This is a genomic window from Thermosynechococcus sp. (assembly GCF_046299655.1).
Taxonomy (GTDB): domain Bacteria; phylum Cyanobacteriota; class Cyanobacteriia; order Thermosynechococcales; family Thermosynechococcaceae; genus Thermosynechococcus.
In genome coordinates this window covers 18459-39685 of the sequence record NZ_JBKBHZ010000010.1, presented here as the reverse complement: position 1 = coordinate 39685, position 21227 = coordinate 18459, and the positions used below count along the sequence as shown (strand labels likewise).

The following is a 21227-nucleotide window of genomic DNA, read 5'->3' as shown; positions in this document are numbered from 1 at the left end:
TGAGCGTAGGCGATCGCCAGCCAGTTCCGAATTGGCAAGATCGCCAATAGTTCATTTTTCTATAGGATGGTGGTGGTACACCGCGGCAAAGATAATCAATGACAACAAATTGGGAAAATTTTCGCAAAAACCTTGGGGAATGGCATGGCTCCTTTACGGCTATCAGTCCTACGGGAGAAGTGGGAGCCTCGGTGCCCTCGATTTTGATCCTTGCCGATACTGCTGACGGGCAGCGGGTGCGGTTTGAACTGCGACGCTTTGGTAATGGTCTCGATCAGCCCCCCACCAGTGAAACAGTGCAGGAGTATGCCACCATTGGCCGCCAAAATGTCTTTTTCCCGACGGGCGCTTTTTCTAAGGGATCGTTGCAGGTGGCGCCCTTTGCGGAGTTTGGCGCCGAGTATGGCTTTGTCATGGGCGATCGCCGACTGCGCTTTGTCCAACTCTTTGACAAGAGCCAGCACTTGCAATCTATGACGCTGATTCGCGAGTTTCGTGCCCACAGTCATGCGGTTGAACGTCCCCCTTTAACCGTGGATCAGCTCCTAGGGGAGTGGCGCGGTACGGCCTACACGGTCTATGCCGACTGGCGATCGCCCACGGAAACCCCAACCCATCTGAGTCTTTGGCGTGAGGGCGATCAGCTTTACCAAGTGCTGCAAACCCCTGAGCAAGAGGTAAAAACAACGGCAACAATCGCTGGCGGCCGTCTTCTCTTTAACGATACCGATCAACCCAAACAGCTTGTCCTACTCCCCGATGGTACCTCTAGCCTGACCCCCCTACGGGTGTCCTTTCGTCAGCCCTTCTTTGTCGAGGTGGGTTGGTTGTGGGCACAAGGGCAGCGGCAGCGCCTCATTCGTACCTATGGCGATCGCGGGGAATGGGTGAGTGCTACACTCGTTGTTGAAGAACGGATAAGCTAAGCATCCCCAGCAAGAGGGGTAGCAACCAATCCCCATAGCGGGTATAAAGGGTCTGGGTCTGGCGTCGGAAAATCGTTGCGCCATGAATCACAAACTCATCAGCGTTTGAAAGCCAAACGGTCTCACCCGTCGGCGTAATCACAGCAGAAAGCCCCGTATTTGTCGAGCGCACCAGCCAGCGATCGCCCTCTACCGCGCGCAACACATCATGGCCGTGGTGCTGGGTCATCAATTGGCGGCGATAGGGATCATTGTTGGCAATACTCAGGATGAACTGCCCCCCATGAACCAGTTGCCAGCGACTGCGGTGGGAAAAGGCGGATTCAAAGCAAATCAGGACAACAGCATTGCCCCAAGGGGTGGCAAATACTTGCTCAGGGTCTCCCGGCAACAGGCGCGATCGCAATGTGGATAACCGCTGCACTACCCCCGACAGCCAATCGGGAATATATTCCCCTAGGAGGACAAGATTCACCTTGTCATAGTGACTGTAAATCTCACCGTTACTATCAAGGGTCAGAAGCACCTGATGATGTCCCCCTGCCGTTTCCCTAAATGTCCCTAACCATAGGGGCACACCCGCCTCCTGCACTGCCCGCGTGATCGGATTCATCTGCTGCCGTCGCCAGAGAATCGGCAGTGCTCCCTCCGGGGTTAAAACGGCATCAACCCCTAGAGCCACCAATTGACGATAGCCACGGGGATAATCCTGCCAAGCGCGGCGGATCCCCTCTGGCGTGAGCTTTTGCCGTGTTGGGATATTGCCTTGGATCAAACCCACCCGTAGGGGTTCCCCTTGATCTGCAATAACACTGGCGCTTAAAACACCATTGAGGGCGATCGCCCCGGTGAGGGTCATCGCGAGCCAGACCCTTGCCCCCTTTTGCCGCCGCAGACTGAGGGTAACTAGGCCATTCACTGTCATCACGACTGCCGTAATCGTGGTGGGACCCGCCAGACGACCCAGTTGCACGAGTCCCGTTGGGCTTTGGGTCAGGGATAAACTAATCCACCATAGGGGCGAATGGCTCCAGAGGGCTTCAAGGGCACACCACAGCGTCACTCCCCATAGGAGTTGCCAAGGGGTAGATGGCTGCACACCATAGCGCGCCATCAAAAAGGCCCAACTGCCACTCAGGACTGCCCCCCAACTACTCAAGAAAAGCCAAATCCCCCGCGAGATCAGCCAACTGGGCACTGGGGCAATGCCGATCCATGTCAGGGGATGCAGATCCCACACCCAGACTAAGCTACTGCCGTAGAACCCCCATCCCCAACACAGCCCAGCGATCGCTGCCCACAGGGGGGATAAAACCTGACACTGCCACCACAGAGGCACAATGCCTATGAAGGCTAGGAACCATCCACTCACTGGCGGTAGTGCCAACTGCGTTCCCCAACCTACGATGCCTAAGCCAACGAACAGCAGCCACCTAAGCAATACTTTGGCGTTTGCGTTGCTCTTTGGGGGAAGGAGCCACATGCCAGTGTCCTGCTTTAATCAGTTCCCGTTCCAGTAAAGCAAAAAAGCGCTGGCGATCGCTGCCGCGCACAACGGCTAAATTGTGGGCTTCTGCTAATGCCACGGGGTAACCCCGGCCTTTTGCAATTTGAGCTGCCGTCAATGAGACTGCCTGTTGCCACAGCTCTGCCTCCCGCGCCACCCACTGAGGAACTTCCAAACGCACTACTTCTGAGCCACCGTGGAGATAGGCAACATAGATGTGATGTTCGCCGTAATGTTCCAGAATACGACTGCGGCTACGCCAGAGGGGGCTATACTGTTGTGGTGCCAAGTGCGCCTGCCAGAGGAGGACATCCCGCAAGGGATCAAAGACTTGACAAGGGGGGCGATCGCTAGCTGTGCCAAGATCACTCTCACCTGTCTGACTACAGTGGAGAGCACAGTTGGGTTCAGGGTAGGGGCAAACCCCCAAGCGCAGAAAATTGACCGTTTCATGACTGCGGGAGGCGCTAACATAGCCCACTAGGGGAATTCCCTTGGCTCGCAACTCATCCCAGGCAGCTAAAATTGGTGTCAACAATTCCTCACGCACCATTGGCGGCAGTGATTCCCACGCCCAGAAAATAAGTGAACCATCCACGAGGGCTAAGCTGGGGGCTTGCTTGTTGTGCGTTTGAATGAGTTCAACGAGGGCAAGCATTTCCGCTTGAGTACGGCGGTAGCGTAACCAATCCTCTATGGTGAGTCCCCAGCCCCGCGATCGCCCCAATTCATCGGGTTCGTAAACCAACTGTGGCACGCTATCTAAATGGGGGCGTTGCCCTTGACCGTAGGCGATCGCCACCCGTCCCACATTGATCAAATAGCAGTAGGCAATTTCGTGGTGACTAGGGGCAATTTGCGAGCCATCGGTGGCAAAAATTGTGTGTGATCTTGGGGTGGGGGGGACAGCGTGCTTCACCGTCAGGGATTCAATGGGTTCAGCAGCATTAAAGGGAAAGGAGTCCCCCCACTCTTGGATAGCTTGGCGGTAGGTGTCTAAATTCTCCGCCATACGTTCGAGGACTTCGAGGGCACGGGCTTGTTTGTGTTGGCTGGCGATCGCCCCTTGGCGGATCACTTGACCCACCGTTCCCATCTGGGCAGCCAGTTTGACGAGGTCCAACACCGCTTTCGTATCTACAGATTTCGTATCTACAGATGTATCGAAGCTTTGCTCCAATAGTGACATACTCCCGACCCTCACGCTTCGGGTAGAGGGCGGGCTTCTCCAGTCTTTCGACCTTCGCGTTTTATAGTGAGCCGATGCCCCAAGCCCACTGTTTTGATGAGTATCGCCGAGTTGATGTCTCGCGACATGGATGCACCACAATGAGAGCATTCATGCCAGCGGTCAGACAACTCCTTGGGTCCTCGGTTCAGGCAATTTGCACAATACTGAGATGTGCCAGCGGGGTTAACCTTCACGACCCACCGCCCAGCGTTTGCAGCTTTGTACGGCAGGATGTTGTTTAGGAACCCTGCTCTCCCCGCATTGGCAAAACTTTTGTTCAGGCTGGATTTAGCCGCCTGACCATTAGGCACTGACTATAGCACAATTATGGTTATAGCACACACTTATTGCACAGCAAGACTCCCCTCGCTCGGGCACTTCGGGGGCAGCGAACCCCCTCAGCGCCCCTAGCTCTCATCCCGACGCTCCCCTTCGGAAAAGCGCGGGGCTTCCCGCCGATTAGCTAAAATGAACCGATGATTCAGAAGATAAACCGCCCTTTAGACCGCTCGGTCGTGCGTAGTAGGGCAAGGCTTTAGACCCAATTCTTTGGTAAGCTAAAGAATGCTTTCTAAAACCGTGCTAAAACCTCCTATGGCTGCATCCGTAAGCTTTGACCTCGATGCCCTCAACCAACGCTTTGAGGGGGCACATCCCCGTGAAATTCTAGCGTGGGCGGTAGCAGAAATTCCCCAAGGGCTGGTGCAGACCAGTGCTTTTAATGTGGATGACATGGTGATTACGGATCTGCTCTACCGCGATCTGCGCCCCAATCCCCCTGTCCCCGTTCTCTTTCTGGACACACTGCACCACTTTCCAGAGACCCTTGAATTTGTGCAGCAGGCCAAGGAGAAATACGCTCTGGATTTGCGCATTTACAAAATCCCCGATGTGGACAGCCGCGAGGCCTTTGCTGCTCGTTATGGCGACAAGCTTTGGGAAACCAATGTTGAGCAGTTTCACCATCTCACTAAAATTGAGCCGCTGCAGCGGGGCTTGGCAGAACTCAGTACCGTGGCTTGGATTACGGGACGGCGTCGCGATCAGGCGGTCACCCGCGCCAATATGCCCTATGTAGAACTGGATAAACAGGGACGGCTAAAGATTAATCCCTTGGCCGCTTGGACGCGCAAGCAAACGTGGGCTTATGTGATGGAGCATGGGGTGATTTACAATCCCCTCCATGATCGTGGTTATGCCAGCATTGGCGATGAACCCCTCACTACCCCTGTGGCCGAAGGGGAAGATGAACGGGCAGGTCGCTGGCGCGGCATGGGCAAAACTGAGTGCGGGATTCACATTTGAGCCAATGTACTTTCAGGACGTGATTGCCACGCTGCATCAATTTTGGGCGGCTCAAGGGTGCCTGATTGCCCAGCCCTACGATGTGGAAAAGGGTGCCGGTACCAAAAGCCCCCATACCTTTTTGCGTGCCCTTGGTCCTGAACCTTGGGCAGTGGCCTATGTGGAACCCTGCCGCCGCCCTGCAGATGGCCGCTACGGCGAAAACCCCAACCGCTACCAGTACTACTATCAATACCAAGTACTGATTAAGCCTTCTCCCGACAATATCCAAGAGGTCTACTTGGAGTCACTGCGTGCCCTTGGCATTCGCCCCTACGAGCATGACATTCGCTTTGTTGAGGATAACTGGGAGGATGCCGCCGTCGGTGCTTGGGGGGTGGGCTGGGAGGTCTGGCTCGATGGTATGGAAATAACTCAGTTTACCTATTTTCAGCAGTGCGGGGGTCTGGATTGCCGGCCAGTGTCCATCGAGATTACCTACGGACTGGAGCGGCTGACAATGTATCTCCAAGAGGTGGACGCGATCGCCAGTATCCGCTGGAACTCCACGCTAACCTATGGCGATGTCCATCTCCAAGGGGAGATTGAGCAGTCCACGTACAACTTTGAGGCCGCTGATCCGGAACGATTGTTTGCCCTTTTTAGTCTCTACCAGCAGGAGGCGGAGCAGCTTCTGGAAAAGCAGTTGGTCTTGCCCAGCTTGGACTACGTGCTCAAGTGTTCCCACACCTTTAACCTGCTGGATGCCCGTGGTGTGATTTCGGTGGCAGAGCGCACCCGCTATATTGGTCGTATTCGCGGCTTAGCACGGCGCGTTGCCCAAGCCTACGTTCGGCAACGGGAAGCTCTGGGATTTCCACTGCTCAAGGAGCCAGTGTCGATCGCCTGAAGGGCGCACTACGTCCCCTAAGTCAAAATCATCAAGATCAACTAAGGAGCATCCATGGGACGGCAGTGGCACCTCCTAGGAGTTACTGTTTTGTTTGCGGCATCGGCAGCGATAGCAACAGATGTGCCGCGCTTTCTCAGTCCTAGCAAGTTTTGGGGGCAATTGGTCTATCAGGTCAAACCCTTAAAGCCAGAAAAAGTGGTGGCGCTCACCTTTGATGATGGCCCTTGGGGTACCTCAACCCGCCACGTTCTGCAAATCCTCAAGGAGGAGGAGGTCAAGGCCACCTTTTTTGTCCTTGGCAAGCATGCTCTGATGTATCCTGATGTCATTGCTGACATTGTCAAGGCCGGTCATGCTGTGGGCAACCACAGTTGGAGCCATCCCTACAAGTCTGTTACTGCGGCGATGGCCAAACAGGAAATCGAAAACACCTCAGCGCTGATTGTCAAGCAAAGCCAAGCCCAAACACGCCTTTTCCGGCCACCGGGGGGCAATTTAACCACGGGGCTAGTGGATTATGCCAAGTCAAAACACTATGCCATTATCATGTGGTCAGTGGATACCCGTGACACTCGACCCAACACCACTGCAGCGCAGATCGTTGAGCGTGCCCTCAAGGGAGTCAAACCGGGCAGTATTCTTTTGCTCCACGACGGCGGGGGCGATCGCGCCACGACTCGCAAAGCTCTCCCCACTCTGATTCGTCGCCTGCGGCAAAAGGGCTATCGCTTTGTTACGATTTCTGAACTGCTGCAACTGGCGGTCAAAGCCCCCACCCGAAAGCCTGAACCAACCCCAGCACCCGCCCCGGAACCCAGTTTAGGCCCAGCTCCCCTACCCACTCCAAAAAGCCTGCCCCCTCCTGAGCTGACGCCTACCCCTCTCACCCCCAGTGAACCGCGATTGGAGCCACCGCGCATGCCGCCTAACTAAGACTCCAAGGGAAATTCCCTAATCTGTGGCGTCGAGGTACCATTGAGGGTTTCCCCCAGTTGATGCAGGGGGTCATAGACGGGTTCTAAACTGGCTTGGGTGTGGGCGATCGCCCGCAGCAGTTCAGCCGTGAGGTATTCCAGAGGATGGGGCGGAGGCGGTTGGCGGCGCCGATACTTGGGGGTGGGCACAAACTCACTGGCCACGGCTTGAAGTTGATAGGCCAATGCTTTTACCTTGGCAAGGTAGGTCAGGGTTTCCTCAAGGTGCTGGGTAATTTGCTGGTGCTGAGCTTGCAGTTGTTGCCACTGTTCAGGTGCGATCGCACCCGCTGCTGGTTTGAGATCGAGGGGAGTCAAGTCCTGAAACAGTGCGTCTAAGTCTGGGGTCTCACTACTCACGAGTCCCTCCAACAAGGCGGCATCAAATAGCTCCCCGAGCACTTCGGGAGACACGGCTGCCCACTCACTAGGGGAAGAAAATGCAGAATCAGGCGCTGTCATGGGCATTTACCAAGTCGCGTTGGATGGGATTGCAGAGTATGAGAAAGGGGCGGTTGCCCTAACTTTGTTAACCTTATAACGGTTTTGTTTGGTGATCGTGGCTGTGACCTCCTCTTCTTTACCAATTGTGTTGGGTGTAACGGGTGCCTCTGGCCTGATTTACGCAGTGCGTGCCATTAAATTTCTATTACAAGCAGGCTATTCCATTCAATTGGTAGCCTCAAAGGCAGCGCATCAGGTGTGGCAGGCGGAATATGGCCTCACCCTACCGCTTCAGCCTGACAAGCAGGCGCTGTTTTGGCGCGAACAGGCGCAAGTCTGGGAAGGCTCCCTCACCTGTCATCGGCCAACGGATATGGCAGCGGCGATCGCCAGCGGTTCCTTTCGCACCTTGGGCATGGTGATTCTCCCCTGTAGTATGAGCACGGTGGCCAAGTTGGCGGCAGGCCTGAGTTCGGACCTGCTAGAGCGGGTGGCGGATGTCCACCTCAAGGAGCACCGTCCATTGGTGCTTGTGCCTCGCGAAACCCCTTTTAGTCTCATTCACCTGCAAAACCTTACCCAATTGGCCATGGCGGGGGCGCGCATTGTTCCGGCTATTCCTGCTTGGTATCACCGGCCGCAGACCATTGAGGATTTAGTGGATTTTGTGATCGCCCGTGCCCTTGATCAGTTAGGGTTGGATTGTGTGCCGCTGCAACGTTGGCAAGGATCCCTTTCCTAATGCGCGCTTGGATTTATCTGGGGGCGATCGCTCTGCTCAGTGCACTGGTTGTTCAAAATTGGCAGCCAGTAGTCTCCTTGCGCTTTTTGGGACAGCAAACTCCGCCCCTTCCCCTTGCTGCTTGGATCGTGGTGGCCGCCCTCTCAGGCATGGCAGCAGGGCAGTGTTTACTCTGGCTAACGGCAGAAGCGCCAGCGCCGGTAGAACAGCCAAGCCGGCGATCGCAACCTCCCGAACCTGAACTGGATCCCTCAATGCGTCCGCCGCAGGATGAGCCAGAGGTTGATACTAGTGATGTTGAGGATTGGTTTAGCGAGCCAGAACCAGCCCCCCGCGAGCCAGAGAGACAAGACCGCCCCCGCACCACCTACGCATACCAATATCGCCCTTCCCGTAAAGCCACTGCTAAACCGCCGCCGCCCCCTGATCAGGTCGTGGATGCTGAATACCGCATTCTGACGCCGCCACCCCCCAAGGACACTCCCCCTGTGGATGAGGAAGACTGGGACATTCCTCTATGATCAAAAGGGTTGTCATTGGAGAGAGACGGTGAAGGTTGCAGTGGTAGGGGCTACGGGTCGCACAGGTCAACGAATTGTCAATGTTCTACAATCTTCTGAGCATCAGGCGATCGCGATCGTGCGCAATCCTGCCAAGGCTAAGGGGCTGTGGCCAACGGTCGAAAGTCGCACCGCCGATGTTACCCAACCCCAGACGCTGCCCCCAGCGCTGCAAGAGTGTGACGCCGTGATTTGTGCCACGGGAGCCAGCCCCAGCCTCAACCCCTTGGAACCCCTGAGTGTGGACTATCTCGGCACCAAGAATCTGGTGGATGCGGCTAAATCCGCCCATGTGCAGCAGTTTATTCTCGTCTCCTCGCTGTGTGTCTCGCAATTTTTCCATCCCCTGAATCTTTTTTGGCTGATTTTGTATTGGAAGCAGCAGGCAGAACGTTATCTCCAAGAAAGCGGTCTAACTTACACGATTGTGCGACCGGGGGGACTGAAGGACACCGATGACGGAGGTTTTCCGATCATTGCCCCCGCCGATACCCTCTTTGAGGGGAGTATCCCGCGATCGCGGGTGGCGGAAATCTGTGTCGCTGCCTTGGGCGAGCCGAGTGCCTACAACAAAATTTTTGAGGTGGTGAGCCGTCCCGATCAGACGCCGGTGGCCTATCCAGAGTTATTCCGCTCAGTTGCGGCAGTGTGAGGAGAAGTTAGTGCGGTTTTCCCGTTGGTTGCTGGCGATCGCGCTTCTAGGGAGCATGGGCTATTTCCTTTTTGGGTCGCGTTCAAGTGCCCTGTGGTGGTACTGGTACCGCTGGCAGCCGCGGCAAATTGCCCCCTTGGTCATGCAGGGGGGAGATCCCTACGTACGGGCACTGATGCGCACCATTTCTGCCAGTGAGGCCAATGAAGCCAATCCCTACACGCTGCTTTATGGTGGCGAGCACGTCCAAGACCTCAGCCGGCATCCCGATCGCTGTGTTCCCATTCGCCGCGGCCCCAATCAGCATCTATGCACCACCGCAGCCGGGCGCTATCAATTTCTCACCACCACTTGGCAGGAGAAAGCTGCTCGCTATCATCCCCAACCGCCAAGGTGGTTTTGGCAGGACTATAGCTTTGCCCCAGAGTATCAGGATCAAGTCGTCTATCGTTGGCTGACCGATCCTGCCGCTTGGAATGCCGATATTCCGCAACTGTTGCGGGAAGGTCGAGTACAGGAAGTGTTTGCCCTACTGTCGGAGACTTGGACGAGTCTGGGCTACGGTGTTGAAAGCAATTTAATGACTCCCCACCTCGAAGAGATTTTCCATCAACTTTTGGCTCAAGAATTAGCTGCGTCACAGAGAGCTAGAAGAGACGTGTCCCGCTGATCTATTTTCTCTGCCGACGAATCTATTCAAGTGGGCAAAGACCTGATTCTTGCGTTGGATCCCTCAGAGTCCCTCTGGGAGAGGGTTTGAGTATTTTGGGTAACCTTGTAGAAAATAATTTAATAATTTAACTCCCCCTGCAAGGGATCCCTCGGAACAGGGGGTTGCAATCCGCTGAGGGAGAGGCTATATTAGAGAGCATTTTGATTTTCTTCGAGGAAGCTGATTGAATGGAAATTAAATGGAAATTTCAAACTGCTCTTCAAGACTTGGCACCCTTTAGCACAGTACAACTCTATCCGTTATCTCAAATCAAGTAAGAACAGATCAATCATTGCTAAATAACAAATTTAATTGCGATAAAAACGCTGCTATTGGCTACAGAGAAGTTTCTTCTTGCTAGCTTGATTACTCTAGTGCTACTATCCTAGAAGTTTGGTTTTTAGTTCAATAGTTCAAAGCAAGGTGCCCTTTGCGAGCAAACCTGACCTTCTATGGAGATCAGGCAAGCTTGGTAATTTTCGATAAGTCTAAATTAGCTTAGCGGAACAGTCAAAGTTTCAGAGAATTCCAATGCTCAACTCTATACCATTCATCTGTACTTAGAAAGTAAAGAAGAGGAGGTTGTTTAGGCAAGTGGTAAGTAAGGGCAAAAGGTTAGTTATCTGGTTATTCGTCTTTTGTGTGATTCTACTCCTGACTCTTTACTGGCGAGCAATTGCAGCAAGGGTTTGCTTGAATATTGCTCAACTTGCTTGGATTCGGGGTCAAAACATAACTGGCCTTTACCTGAAGGCGTACCAGTTTGCACCTAATGATCTTCACGTTCGCTGGCGGACAGCAGAGGCTTTTGCCCGTGCTGAGCAATACCAAAGGGCCGTCGATATATTACAGGCAACCCAAGCAGGGAATGTAGAGCCCTACTCTAGCCTGATACAAGCCAGTTTAATTGAGAACTTAGTTAAGTTGGGCAGAGTGCGCGAAGCATGGAATCAGTTCTCCCGTTTTGACAAGCCAATTCCTCTTGATTCAAGAGCAGCAGCTCACCTCTGGGTTGACGTACTAGACGGAAGAATTCCTAAAACAGATGTAACTGAAGTAGCCCTTGATCGATTGGTGAAGGCAACACTTGGGCATTTTCTTATGACCCATGAACTTGACCCAATACTCATGAAAATTAAAGCGGCCAACTTTTGGCAGACTTCAGAGGGGAAACATCTCCGCTCCCTGCTGGAGTATAAAGCCCAGATATGCTGTCACCACTGGCATCATGCAAACTCACTGCAAGAGAAGTCTGAAGTTGATGTTGAATTTATTTCTAAATTTCTAGGCCTCGCTAAAAGTGAGATTAAAATTGGTAAAGAACGACTGACTAATACCGAACTAGAGGCCGCTGACTACTCTGCCACGAGTCCGCTCCAATGGTCGGTAAATCCTAACCGAAAGGGCTTTTTTAACACTAACCAAGGTAAGCTAAGGATTGATGCTGTTATTGCGGAAGATAGCGATTACAGGATTTCTTTTTACAAATGGTTTTCATCAAGTACAAAACCCTATGTTGCTTCAGTTAGATACTGTACACTGACGCCTCCAGGTTACTCACAGGAACCTAGAGTTGTCTTAGCCATTGGTAAGCCCTATGTACTCAAGCAAACGGATGGGAAATGGGTTAATGCTTACGTTATTGACTGGAGCCTAAGAAAACGAATGCTCAACCCCTCTCTAACTCTTGCTGGTAGAGGCACACTTTGGGTAGATAAATTCTCAATTAGAGAAATTTCCTTAAGTCAAAGTAAAAATTTCCGCAAGGGAAGTGAGAAAATTATTTTTAATTTCACTGATCAAAAATGCTGGCTCTAGAAAGAGGTTTTGACTATGAATTTTTCTTTTGATATTGTAAGAAATATCACTAGCTTGATTTTTTCATATCAAATTCATTTTTTCTTGATCACAGCCTTACTGCTTGGTATAGTCCGACTTATTTTGCCCTATGATTACTTTATTACTACTAGCCTAATTGCTCTATGCATTCTGAGTTACTGCTTGGAAATATCGACTAAAGGAAGATATAGACTAAATCTTCCCTTGACTAGTATTTCTAGACTGCTTTTGGGATTATTTCTATTTTCTATCCTACTTTCTATTCTATTAACTAGTGAATTAGACCTTCCAAGATCAAGCTACCTTGTGCTCCTCGTTAGTGTAAATCTGTATTTATTCGTTTTTCACTTAATTAGCCACATTCCTGATAGAAGATTAAACCAATTTTGTCTGGGAATAACTTTATTTTTAACCTTGTTGCTGATATTATTTGCCTCTTCTTCTCCATTTTTTACTGCATTCTACCCTCGTAAGTTTACATTTATACCTGAGGAGATATATAAGATTTTACCTCCACCAAGGTCAATTGAAGATGGAGGCTATAACCCAAACTACTTTCCTGCACTAATAGTTATCTTACTGCCAACGAGTTTAGTTTGGTGGATTTTCCCCAAAACAAGAGAACTGCCTAAGTGGCTGAAATGGTTAACTTTAGTGGGTGTGGTGACTAGCTTATGCGTCCTTATCTTATTGCAATCACGCGCTTCTTTTACAGCTGTAGTTATTAGCATTTTAATTCTTCTAATCCTGCGAGTTCCTCTTTCTATTAAACCCCTACTCAAATTAATTCCTTTACTTCTTCTAATATTGATATTTCTATCTATTTATCCTGAGAGTGTGCAATCTATTCTAAGAGCCTTTGGCAACCCTTTTGGGTATTCATTTATTGAGCGAAATAGAATGTGGCTTTACGGCTGGTTAATGCTTAACGACTTTATGTTTACAGGCTCAGGCATAGTTGAAAAATCTAGTATTGTGTATCTTTTTTATCCTAAGTTAAATGTTGAGGAATTTGCTCTTGTCTATCTCCATAATGTGTTTTTAGAAATAGTTGCTGATGTGGGAATATTCGGTCTGATTGGCTGGCTATCCCTATGGGCTACTGCCAGCGTTGGTGCCTGGTTTGCTTACAGAAGCCATCACCCCTTGCTTTCAGCTTTAGGCGCTGCTCTACTTGCTACCCAGGGGGGTATATTTATTCATCAACTGTTTGAGGGTCAGACTTGGACTGATTTCAAGTCAAGTTCCTTGGTTTGGCTACTCTGGGGGGTGGCAATGGGGATAGGGTTCAGAGCAAAGTGCTTACAGAAGCCTGAGTGCAGTCGTAGTACTGAATCCTAAGAAAGAACCGCGCCTTTCCCCAAAGGACTAAAATTTAGGGAATGCTCTCGTTTCAGTTGACTGGCCTTAGGGGATGTCTATGTCGTTTCTTGAGTATCTCCATGCAGAACCGCGGCGTGTCATCGTCTTTGATGGCGCAATGGGCACGAATCTGCAGGCACAAAACCTGACGGCAGCGGACTTTGGTGGTAAGGACTACGAAGGCTGCAATGAATATCTGGTGATTAGCAAGCCAGAGGCGGTGGTCAAGGTGCATCGTGATTTTTTGGCAGCAGGGGCAGATGTCATTGAAACGAATACCTTTGGCTCCTCCTCAATTGTTCTCAGCGAGTACAATTTGGGCGATCGCGCCTACGAAATCAGCAAGAAAGCCGCCGAACTGGCAAAAGGGATTGCCGCTGAATTCAGTACCCCCGACAAACCCCGTTTCGTTGCTGGCTCCATGGGACCCGGTACCAAACTCCCCACCTTGGGGCACATTGATTACGACACCCTCTACAGTGCGTTTCGCGAGCAAGCCGCTGGTCTGTTTGATGGGGGGGTTGATTTGTTTATTATTGAAACCTGCCAAGATGTGCTGCAAATCAAAGCAGCGCTCAATGGCGTGATGGCCGTCTTTCGAGAGCGCGGCGAACGCCGTCCCCTCATGGTCTCCGTGACCATGGAGCAGCAGGGCACCATGCTGGTGGGCTCAGAAATTGGCGCGGCCCTCACCATTCTGGAACCCTATCCCATTGATATTTTGGGACTCAACTGTGCCACCGGCCCAGACCTGATGACGGAACATATCCGCTATCTCTCCCAGCACTCCCCCTTTGTTATCTCCTGTATTCCCAATGCCGGCTTGCCAGAAAATATCGGTGGCCACGCCCACTATAAATTGACGCCGATGGAACTGCGGCTTGCCCTCACCCGCTTTGTGGAAGATTTTGGTGTGCAAGTGATTGGTGGCTGCTGTGGCACTCGACCGGATCATATTGCTGCCCTCGCCGAGATTGCCGCCACCCTCACCCCCAAACCTCGAACCCCCCAACGCATTCCCGCGGCAGCTTCGATCTACAGCCCTCAGCCCTATGACCAAGAGAATTCCTTCCTAATTATTGGGGAGCGGCTCAATGCCAGTGGCTCGAAAAAGTGCCGCGATCTCCTCAACGCCGAAGACTGGGATGGCCTCGTTGCCCTTGCCCGTGCCCAAGTGCGTGAAGGTGCCCATGTCCTTGATGTCAATGTGGACTATGTGGGCCGCGATGGGGTGCGCGATATGCAGGAGTTGGTGTCGCGCTTGGTTAGGAATGTCAACCTGCCCCTGATGCTTGACTCCACCGACTGGCAAAAGATGGAAGCGGGTCTCAAGGTGGCCGGGGGGAAATGCCTGCTCAACTCCACTAACTTTGAGGATGGTGAACCCCGCTTTTATAAGGTCTTGGAGCTGGCCAAAACCTACGGCGCTGGCGTGGTCATCGGCACCATTGATGAAGAGGGGATGGCACGAACCGCTGAGAAAAAGTTTGCCATTGCCGAACGCGCCTATAAAGCTGCCCTGGACTACGGCATTCCCCCCTACGAGATTTTCTTTGACCCTTTGGCACTACCCATTTCCACAGGGATTGAGGAGGATCGGGCTAACGGGCGGGAAACCATTGCCGCCATTCGCCGTATCCGTGCTGAACTCCCCGGCTGTCATATCCTGCTGGGGGTTTCCAATATCTCCTTTGGGTTAAATCCAGCGGCGCGGCAAGTCCTCAACTCAATGTTTCTCCATGAGGCAATGCAAGCAGGCATGGATGCGGCCATTGTCAGTGCCGCCAAGATTCTGCCCTTGGCCAAAATTGAGCCAGAACATCAGGGGGTGTGCCGTGATCTTATCTACGATCGGCGACGCTTTGAAGGGGAAGTGTGTGTCTATGACCCCCTTGCAGAACTGACGCGCCTTTTTGAGGGCAAAACCACCAAGCAGGATCGCTCGCAAGTGGAAAACCTACCCATTGAGGAGCGGCTCAAGCGCCACATTATTGATGGCGATCGCCTTGGTCTCGAGGACACCCTTGCCAAAGCCCTTGAAAAGTATGCCCCCCTTGAAATCATCAATACCTTTTTGCTTGATGGCATGAAGGTGGTGGGCGAACTCTTTGGCGCTGGGCAGATGCAACTGCCCTTTGTCCTGCAGTCGGCAGAAACCATGAAGGCTGCTGTCGCCTACCTCGAACCCTTTATGGAAAAATCCGCTACAGGGGACACGGCCAAGGGCACAGTTGTCATTGCCACCGTGAAGGGAGATGTCCACGACATTGGCAAAAACTTGGTGGATATTATCCTCACCAACAACGGCTACCGAGTGATTAACTTGGGGATTAAGCAACCCGTTGAGAATATCATCCAAGCCTACGAAGAGCATCAGGCAGACTGTATTGCCATGAGTGGCCTTTTGGTGAAATCCACCGCCTTTATGAAGGAAAACCTAGAGGTCTTTAATGCGCGGGGCATTACTGTTCCTGTGATTCTGGGAGGAGCTGCCCTCACCCCCAAGTTTGTTTATGAGGATTGCCAGTCCACGTACCACGGTCAAGTCATCTACGGGAAGGATGCCTTTGCCGATTTGCATTTTATGGACCGGCTCATGAGTGCCAAGGCTGCCGGTCAGTGGGACGATCGCCACGGGTTTTTGGATGGGACGAGTATCTCTGCCCTAGGGGAAGAAACGAGACCAGCGATCGCCCCCGAACCTACGTCAGTTCCTGAACCCGAAACGCCAGAAGTGGTGGATACCCGCCGCTCTAAAGCTGTGGCCGTGGATATTCCCCGCCCCACACCCCCCTTCTGGGGCATTCGTCACCTCAAGGCAGATCAGATTCCCCTCACCGAGGTGTTTGCTTACCTCGATCTGCAAGCCCTGATTGCGGGTCAGTGGCAGTTTCGCAAGCCTAAAGATCAAGACCGCGCCACCTACGACGCCTTCCTTGCTGAAAAGGTTTATCCCATCCTTGAGGAGTGGAAACAGCGCATCCTTGCTGAAAACCTGTTGCATCCTGAACTGATTTATGGCTACTTCCCCTGCCAAAGTGAGGGCAACACGGTCTATCTCTACGATCCCGAGAAGGTAGGCGATAAAAGTGCTTGCGTCCCAGAGCGGGCGATCGCCCAGTTTACCTTCCCACGTCAAACGAAGGGGCGCCGTCTGTGCATTGCCGACTTCTTTGCGCCCGTGGAATCCGGCATCATTGATGTCTTTCCCATGCAGGCGGTCACCGTGGGGGAAATTGCCACCCAAGTAGCTCAACAGCTATTTGCTGCAAACCAGTACAGTGACTACCTCTACTTCCACGGCATGGCGGTACAAACGGCTGAAGCCCTTGCAGAGTGGTGCCATGCCCGCATTCGCCGCGAGTTGGGGTGTACCCCCGATCCAGCCTCCATTCGCGATATTTTGGCGCAGCGCTACCAAGGCTCCCGCTATAGCTTTGGCTACCCCGCCTGTCCCAACATGCAAGATCAATATACGCTGCTTCGACTTCTGGAGAGCGATCGCATGGGGATGTACATGGACGAAAGCGAACAACTCTACCCTGAGCAATCCACGACCGCCATCATCTGCTACCATCCAGCGGCCAAGTACTTCAGCGTTTAGCTTGAACGGCGGGAAGCTCCGCGCTGTACTCGCTAGGGTCAGGGTCCGGTAGTTTACGAGACCTAGGGGGCAATGAGGCTTCTTCCAAAATTTTCACTAAAGTTCACGAATGAGGCATGGCGATGGAGGGGGTGCAACGCTATGGCATTGGTTCGGGGGGCTGGCCGCTGTTTCTGGGCAACTGGGATTGTAATACGACGGGCAACTAGGGGCAGGGGATTGCCGAGGAGCGATCGCCCCAATGATACACTGCAAACGGAAGAGTGTCGGAGATGCCCTTGGTGACACGCCCAAAAATTATTGTCCTTGATGATGACCCCACCGGCTCGCAAACGGTGCACAGTTGTCTGCTGTTGACCCGCTGGGATGTAGATACCCTCTGTCGTGGCCTCACCGATCCTGCGCCTATCTTTTTTATCCTCACCAATACCCGTGCCTTGGCGCCGGAAATTGCGGCGGAGGTAACGCGCACAGTCTGTCGCCATTTGAAGGAAGCGATCGCCCAAGTGGGCATAACCGATTACCTTGTGGTCAGTCGCTCCGACTCCACCCTACGCGGGCACTATCCCCTTGAAACCGACGTGATTGCTACTGAACTGGGTCCTTTTGATGCCCATTTTTTGGTGCCTGCCTTTCTGGAGGGAGGGCGCATCACCCGCGATAGCCAGCACTACCTTATTGTTGAGGGTCAGCCGGTGCCCGTCCATGAAACGGAGTTTGCCCGCGATTCTGTCTTTGGCTACCAGCATAGCTACCTGCCCGACTATGTGGCCGAAAAGACCCAAGGGCGGATTTCGACAACAGCCGTAGCGCGTTTTCTGCTTGCCGATGTGCGCAATCCAGCCACCCTGCTCAGTCGCTTGAGTCAGCTCACGGGCAATGTCTGTGGGGTGGTGGATGCCGAAACCCAAGAGGATTTAGACCAGTTTGCAGCGGCGGTACTTCAGGTGGTCAGTCAAGGCAAACGCTTCTTGTTCCGCAGTGCCGCGAGTTTACTGACTGCCCTTGCCCAACTGCCCCCCCAGCCCACGCCCCCTGAGGCAATGGCCACCTATTGCCGCCCTGGTCGCTATGGCGCGGTCTTAGTGGGTTCCCACGTGCGCAAAACCACTGAACAACTGGCTGCTCTTTTGGAGGAACCCACTGTCTTTCCCATTGAAGTACCTGTGGCGCGATTGCGCGACAGTGCAGCGGCTGAACCTGACATCATCAACGAAGTCTTAGCAGCAGTGGATCAGGCGATCGCCCGTGAGAAAACACCTGTGATCTTTACCAGTCGCGAGGAACTCACCTTTGCAGATGCCGCAACACGGTTGGCCTTTGGGCAACGGGTCTCGGAGGTGTTAATGGCCATTGTCCAGCAGTTGCCCACCGATTTGCGCTATCTGATTAGCAAAGGGGGGATCACCTCTAACGATGTGCTGAGCAAGGGCTTAAACCTAGCCAGCGTGCGCCTTTTGGGGCAGGTGATTCCCGGCTGCTCCGTTGTGCGTACCCCTGCCGATCATCCCCGTTTTCCAGTGCTACCTGTGGTGCTATTCCCCGGCAATGTGGGCGATCGCGAGGCGCTGCGCACGGTCTATCAGCGCTTTCAGGGCAAGGGTACAGCCTTGGAGGCAGAATGACGCAGTGGCTTGAATCTCGCTCAGCTCAGGGGTTAAAATGCAATTGTAACAATAATAAACAATTTTTAATCATTCCTGATAAGTGGATGAGTTTAACCAACACAGTAGGGGCTAAATCAACGGTATGGCGCTGGCTGCTGCCCGCCTTGGTAGGGCTAGTGGTGGGCGGTGGCTGGGGTATTTCTCTCCTGTTGCCCCTGCAGGATCCCTACATCCAATCTGTGCAGGCGGCAGTGGGCGATCCTAGTCGCGGCGAGCAAATCTTCATTCTCAACTGTGCTGGCTGTCATGGCATTGATGGCAAGGGGAAAGTGGGACCCAGTCTGGTGCAGATTAGTCAGCGGCGATCCCAAACCAAGCTCATCCAGCAAATTATCAGCGGCAATACCCCTCCCATGCCCAAGTTTCAAGCCCAACCCCAAGACATGGCCGACCTATTAAGCTACTTGAAGACACTCTAAAACTTTTGACAAAAATTCCACAGGGAAAGCCAATATACTAAATTGAAAATTGTGTTATCAGCAGTTATCAGCATTACCAATTTCGAGCATCCTTTGGTGGAATGGAAGAAGCCTTTGCAGTGGGCGATCGCGTGCGCCTTGTGGAACTGCCCCCCTACGTGAAAACAGCAGAACCAATGCCCATGCTGCGTCCCGCCAGTATTCTTACGGTTGGGGAAGAAGGGGTCATTCTCGGACAACAACCCGGCAATTATTGGGTCGTGCGCCTAGAGCGGGGTGCCTTTTTGCTGGAAGCCAAGTATTTAGAGCGGGTTTAAGATGACGCCGCTTTTGTCCCTATGCATGATTGTCAAAAATGAAGCGCAGCAACTCCGCCGCTGCCTGCAGTCGGTACAGCGTTGGGTAGATGAAATTATTGTGGTGGACACGGGTTCGACAGATGAGACGATCGCCATTGCCCGCGAATTTAGTCCCCATGTCTATTCCGTGGCTTGGCAGGCAGATTTTGCCGCTGCCCGCAATGCCTCCTTGGCCTACGCCACAGGGGAGTGGGTCTTTTACATGGATGCCGATGAAGAATTGGTGGTTACAGATCCGCACTGGCGAGATCAATTGACGGCTGAGCAGGCTGCTGCGATCAATCAGTGGAGTCTGCTGCGCCACGAACAGTCAGGCGATCGCCACTGGAGCGACTTTTGGAATGTCCGCTTTGGCCGCCGCTTTCCCGATCTCCACTTTGTTGGTGCTCTCCATGAACAGCTCTCCTATCGGGATCGAGCGGCAGTCGTAGGTGAATTGCGGGGGGTTTACCTCATTCACCATAATCAGCCAAGCCAAGAGGAATTTCTAGCAAAAATGCGCGATCGCAACATCCCCATTCTGGAAAAAATGGTGCAGCAGGGCGATCGCCGACTGTCAAACTTAGTGTGTCTTGCCGATCACTATGCCGCCTGTGGCGATGGCGATCGCGCCCAAGCATGGTATGAACAAGCCCTTGAGCAGATTGCCCCTGCCGTCGAACAGGGGATACTCCCTAGGGACATCACATGGCTGCGTCATCTCCTTTTTTGGGTGAGCTACCGCGCCTTTGAAGCCAAGGACTACGAAACGGCTCAGTATTACCTCAGCTATGGTCTGCGCTTTTTTGATGCCTACCCGCCCCTGCTCTATACTGCTGGACTGTTGATCTTTGAGCTGGGCTTGCCACGGGGAGCTTTGCCCTACTTTCACCGCTGTTTAGATCTCTTTGAGCAGGGCACCTACGATCGCGCTGAACCCTTCGATCGCCAGTGGATGACTACTCAACCCGCCTACAGTCTTGGCTATACCTACATGACCCTGCAGGAGCGCGATCGCGCCATTGCCTATTTTCAAAAGACCCTTGAATTTAACCCTGACTATCCCCCCGCTCAGATGTATCTGCAACAACTGTGGGCGGCAGCGGCAAATCAATCGTAATCCGAGTACCCGCCCCGACCGCCGAGCGAATCCACATCCGTCCCTGAAAGCGCTTAGTCACAAAGAACGCCTTCGTCAGCCCAAAGCCACCCCCCATCGTGCGGCGATGTTGAACGTTGGAGCCTCGGTAACCAAAGCCAACCACCTTAGGAATTTCCTCGACGGGAATTCCACAGCCCGTATCCTCCACCACAAACTTGAGGTGATCCGCTGTTTGCACGAGTCCCGCAATGATTTTGCCCCCTTGGGGCGTGTATTTACGGGCATTGGCAATCAAATCTCGCATCACATCCTCAAAGACAGGGGGCATCAAGACCGTGCGACCATTGGGGGTTTGAATGTCAAAGGTAAGAAAGTAATCCGAGGCTTCCTGAGCGGCAATATTGTGGAGAATGCGGTAACGCCCCTTGCTATTTTTCTCGATGGCTTGGAAGACTTGCTCAAACTGAGTCTGTAATTGCTCAATGGGCACCTCGACCCAAGCGGTGGGTGCCTTTTCGCGGGCAAGGAGTTGTTGCACTCGCACCTCCACCACATCAAAGACAGATTGAATATTGGCCACTGCCTCCTGCACATCGGGGGTCGTGGCTTTTGCAGGGTACTGAGCCAAGGCAGTTTCGAGGTTTGCTGTAATTGCTGCCCGCAGATCGCTGATTTGCCGTAGGTAGGCCAAAATGGTCGGGCGATCGCCCAAAGCGTTCACCAGTTGCTCCAAGCTTTTCAGACTGGGCTGTAACACGTTCCAATCGTCGAGTTCCAGTTCTAAAAATTGCAGTTCCCCCATCAAGATATTCAGGGTATTTAGAACACTGTGCATATCTAATAGGGTTTCCTGCTGGCTGGAAAGGGGGGGAGCCTCCGTAATTTCTATCTCCACAGGGCAACAGGATTGCGCAGTCATTTCAAACCAACCTTTTTCTTGTTTTTCTTAAT

Annotated in this window: 19 protein-coding genes and 1 pseudogene; 15 read left to right on the top strand and 5 right to left on the bottom strand. The window is 52.8% G+C overall.

All coding sequences use genetic code 11. From position 1 onward, the window contains the following. Positions 1-98 precede the first annotated feature (98 nt). Positions 99-926 carry a DUF3598 family protein gene (locus tag ACK4HN_RS08140; protein WP_409877471.1) on the top strand — a complete coding sequence of 276 codons (828 nt, stop codon included), beginning with the start codon at positions 99-101 and terminating at the stop codon, positions 924-926. Here the strand turns inward: ACK4HN_RS08140 and lnt are convergent. From lnt to ACK4HN_RS08125, 3 genes and pseudogenes are all read right to left on the bottom strand, one after another. Continuing rightward, positions 895-2313, bottom strand: coding sequence for an apolipoprotein N-acyltransferase (gene lnt / locus ACK4HN_RS08135; protein WP_409869532.1), 1419 nt, complete (start codon positions 2311-2313; stop codon positions 895-897). The two genes, ACK4HN_RS08140 and lnt, sit on opposite strands and share 32 nt — an antisense overlap. Positions 2314-2359: 46 nt before the next feature. Continuing rightward, positions 2360-3559 (bottom strand): DNA double-strand break repair nuclease NurA, encoded by a 1200-nt coding sequence (locus tag ACK4HN_RS08130; protein ID WP_409877469.1) that lies wholly within the window; start codon positions 3557-3559, stop codon positions 2360-2362. A 74-nt stretch (positions 3560-3633) separates the two neighbouring features. Then, positions 3634-3975: pseudogene (locus tag ACK4HN_RS08125) on the bottom strand (zinc ribbon domain-containing protein); the annotation flags it as partial. A 283-nt stretch (positions 3976-4258) separates the two neighbouring features. Between ACK4HN_RS08125 and cysH the strand changes: the two are divergent. The 3 genes from cysH to ACK4HN_RS08110 are packed head-to-tail and all read left to right on the top strand — an operon-like array spanning position 4259 to position 6794. Continuing rightward, entirely contained in the window at positions 4259-4969 is a 711-nt protein-coding gene (gene cysH, locus ACK4HN_RS08120) for a phosphoadenosine phosphosulfate reductase (RefSeq protein ID WP_409869534.1), read from the top strand. A 4-nt stretch (positions 4970-4973) separates the two neighbouring features. Then, entirely contained in the window at positions 4974-5858 is an 885-nt protein-coding gene (glyQ, locus tag ACK4HN_RS08115; RefSeq protein ID WP_409869538.1) for a glycine--tRNA ligase subunit alpha, read from the top strand. 54 nt (positions 5859-5912) lie between these two features. Continuing rightward, positions 5913-6794 (top strand): polysaccharide deacetylase family protein, encoded by an 882-nt coding sequence (locus ACK4HN_RS08110; RefSeq protein WP_409877468.1) that lies wholly within the window; start codon positions 5913-5915, stop codon positions 6792-6794. Here ACK4HN_RS08110 and ACK4HN_RS08105 read toward each other — a convergent pair. Continuing rightward, positions 6791-7297, bottom strand: coding sequence for a hypothetical protein (locus ACK4HN_RS08105; RefSeq protein WP_409877467.1), 507 nt, complete (start codon positions 7295-7297; stop codon positions 6791-6793). The genes ACK4HN_RS08110 and ACK4HN_RS08105 overlap by 4 nt on opposite strands. Positions 7298-7400: 103 nt before the next feature. Here ACK4HN_RS08105 and ACK4HN_RS08100 point away from each other — a divergent pair, with 103 nt between their 5' ends. The 11 genes from ACK4HN_RS08100 to ACK4HN_RS08050 all read left to right on the top strand — a co-directional run bounded on the left by ACK4HN_RS08100 (position 7401) and on the right by ACK4HN_RS08050 (position 20294). Next, positions 7401-8021, top strand: coding sequence for a flavin prenyltransferase UbiX (locus ACK4HN_RS08100; RefSeq protein ID WP_409877466.1), 621 nt, complete (start codon positions 7401-7403; stop codon positions 8019-8021). Next, positions 8021-8542 carry a hypothetical protein gene (locus tag ACK4HN_RS08095; protein WP_409870183.1) on the top strand — a complete coding sequence of 174 codons (522 nt, stop codon included), beginning with the start codon at positions 8021-8023 and terminating at the stop codon, positions 8540-8542. Before ACK4HN_RS08100 ends, ACK4HN_RS08095 begins: the two co-directional genes overlap by 1 nt. Before the next feature lie 28 nt (positions 8543-8570). Further along, positions 8571-9233 carry an SDR family oxidoreductase gene (locus tag ACK4HN_RS08090; protein WP_409870185.1) on the top strand — a complete coding sequence of 221 codons (663 nt, stop codon included), beginning with the start codon at positions 8571-8573 and terminating at the stop codon, positions 9231-9233. A gap of 10 nt (positions 9234-9243) precedes the next feature. Next, the gene (locus ACK4HN_RS08085) at positions 9244-9903 is read left to right on the top strand and encodes a lysozyme (protein WP_409870187.1); all 660 of its coding nucleotides are present in this window, start codon (positions 9244-9246) and stop codon (positions 9901-9903) included. 735 nt (positions 9904-10638) lie between these two features. After that, positions 10639-11763 (top strand): tetratricopeptide repeat protein, encoded by a 1125-nt coding sequence (locus ACK4HN_RS08080; protein WP_409877465.1) that lies wholly within the window; start codon positions 10639-10641, stop codon positions 11761-11763. Between the two features lie 15 nt (positions 11764-11778). After that, the gene (locus tag ACK4HN_RS08075) at positions 11779-13125 is read left to right on the top strand and encodes an O-antigen ligase family protein (RefSeq protein WP_409877463.1); all 1347 of its coding nucleotides are present in this window, start codon (positions 11779-11781) and stop codon (positions 13123-13125) included. A gap of 73 nt (positions 13126-13198) precedes the next feature. Further along, a complete protein-coding gene (gene metH / locus ACK4HN_RS08070) occupies positions 13199-16750 on the top strand; it encodes a methionine synthase (RefSeq protein WP_409870192.1) in 3552 nt (1183 codons plus the stop codon). A gap of 272 nt (positions 16751-17022) precedes the next feature. Further along, positions 17023-18375 (top strand): four-carbon acid sugar kinase family protein, encoded by a 1353-nt coding sequence (locus ACK4HN_RS08065; RefSeq protein ID WP_409870194.1) that lies wholly within the window; start codon positions 17023-17025, stop codon positions 18373-18375. Positions 18376-18461: 86 nt separating this feature from the next. Further along, on the top strand, positions 18462-18836 hold the full coding sequence (locus tag ACK4HN_RS08060; protein WP_409853834.1) for a c-type cytochrome: 375 nt from the start codon (positions 18462-18464) through the stop codon (positions 18834-18836). A 101-nt stretch (positions 18837-18937) separates the two neighbouring features. Continuing rightward, complete coding sequence (sipA, locus tag ACK4HN_RS08055; protein ID WP_409853836.1) at positions 18938-19153, top strand: regulatory protein SipA; 216 nt, start codon at positions 18938-18940, stop codon at positions 19151-19153. A 1-nt stretch (position 19154) separates the two neighbouring features. After that, complete coding sequence (locus tag ACK4HN_RS08050) at positions 19155-20294, top strand: glycosyltransferase (RefSeq protein ID WP_409877462.1); 1140 nt, start codon at positions 19155-19157, stop codon at positions 20292-20294. Here ACK4HN_RS08050 and ACK4HN_RS08045 read toward each other — a convergent pair. Continuing rightward, positions 20224-21195, bottom strand: a complete 972-nt coding sequence (locus ACK4HN_RS08045; RefSeq protein ID WP_409877461.1) for a sensor histidine kinase — start codon at positions 21193-21195, stop codon at positions 20224-20226. The two genes, ACK4HN_RS08050 and ACK4HN_RS08045, sit on opposite strands and share 71 nt — an antisense overlap. Positions 21196-21227 lie beyond the last annotated feature (32 nt).

What these genes read in the sequence shown, in the direction of transcription:
- ACK4HN_RS08045 (WP_409877461.1), bottom strand. Translation starts at nt 21,195, where the DNA reads ATGACTGCGCAATCCTGTTGCCCTGTGGAGATAGAAATTACGGAGGCT.
- ACK4HN_RS08105 (WP_409877467.1), bottom strand. Translation starts at nt 7,297, where the DNA reads ATGACAGCGCCTGATTCTGCATTTTCTTCCCCTAGTGAGTGGGCAGCC.
- ACK4HN_RS08095 (WP_409870183.1), top strand. Translation starts at nt 8,021, where the DNA reads ATGCGCGCTTGGATTTATCTGGGGGCGATCGCTCTGCTCAGTGCACTG.
- ACK4HN_RS08065 (WP_409870194.1), top strand. Translation starts at nt 17,023, where the DNA reads ATGCCCTTGGTGACACGCCCAAAAATTATTGTCCTTGATGATGACCCC.
- cysH (WP_409869534.1), top strand. Translation starts at nt 4,259, where the DNA reads ATGGCTGCATCCGTAAGCTTTGACCTCGATGCCCTCAACCAACGCTTT.
- ACK4HN_RS08140 (WP_409877471.1), top strand. Translation starts at nt 99, where the DNA reads ATGACAACAAATTGGGAAAATTTTCGCAAAAACCTTGGGGAATGGCAT.
- sipA (WP_409853836.1), top strand. Translation starts at nt 18,938, where the DNA reads ATGGAAGAAGCCTTTGCAGTGGGCGATCGCGTGCGCCTTGTGGAACTG.
- metH (WP_409870192.1), top strand. Translation starts at nt 13,199, where the DNA reads ATGTCTATGTCGTTTCTTGAGTATCTCCATGCAGAACCGCGGCGTGTC.
- glyQ (WP_409869538.1), top strand. Translation starts at nt 4,974, where the DNA reads ATGTACTTTCAGGACGTGATTGCCACGCTGCATCAATTTTGGGCGGCT.
- ACK4HN_RS08050 (WP_409877462.1), top strand. Translation starts at nt 19,155, where the DNA reads ATGACGCCGCTTTTGTCCCTATGCATGATTGTCAAAAATGAAGCGCAG.
- ACK4HN_RS08060 (WP_409853834.1), top strand. Translation starts at nt 18,462, where the DNA reads ATGAGTTTAACCAACACAGTAGGGGCTAAATCAACGGTATGGCGCTGG.
- ACK4HN_RS08110 (WP_409877468.1), top strand. Translation starts at nt 5,913, where the DNA reads ATGGGACGGCAGTGGCACCTCCTAGGAGTTACTGTTTTGTTTGCGGCA.
- ACK4HN_RS08075 (WP_409877463.1), top strand. Translation starts at nt 11,779, where the DNA reads ATGAATTTTTCTTTTGATATTGTAAGAAATATCACTAGCTTGATTTTT.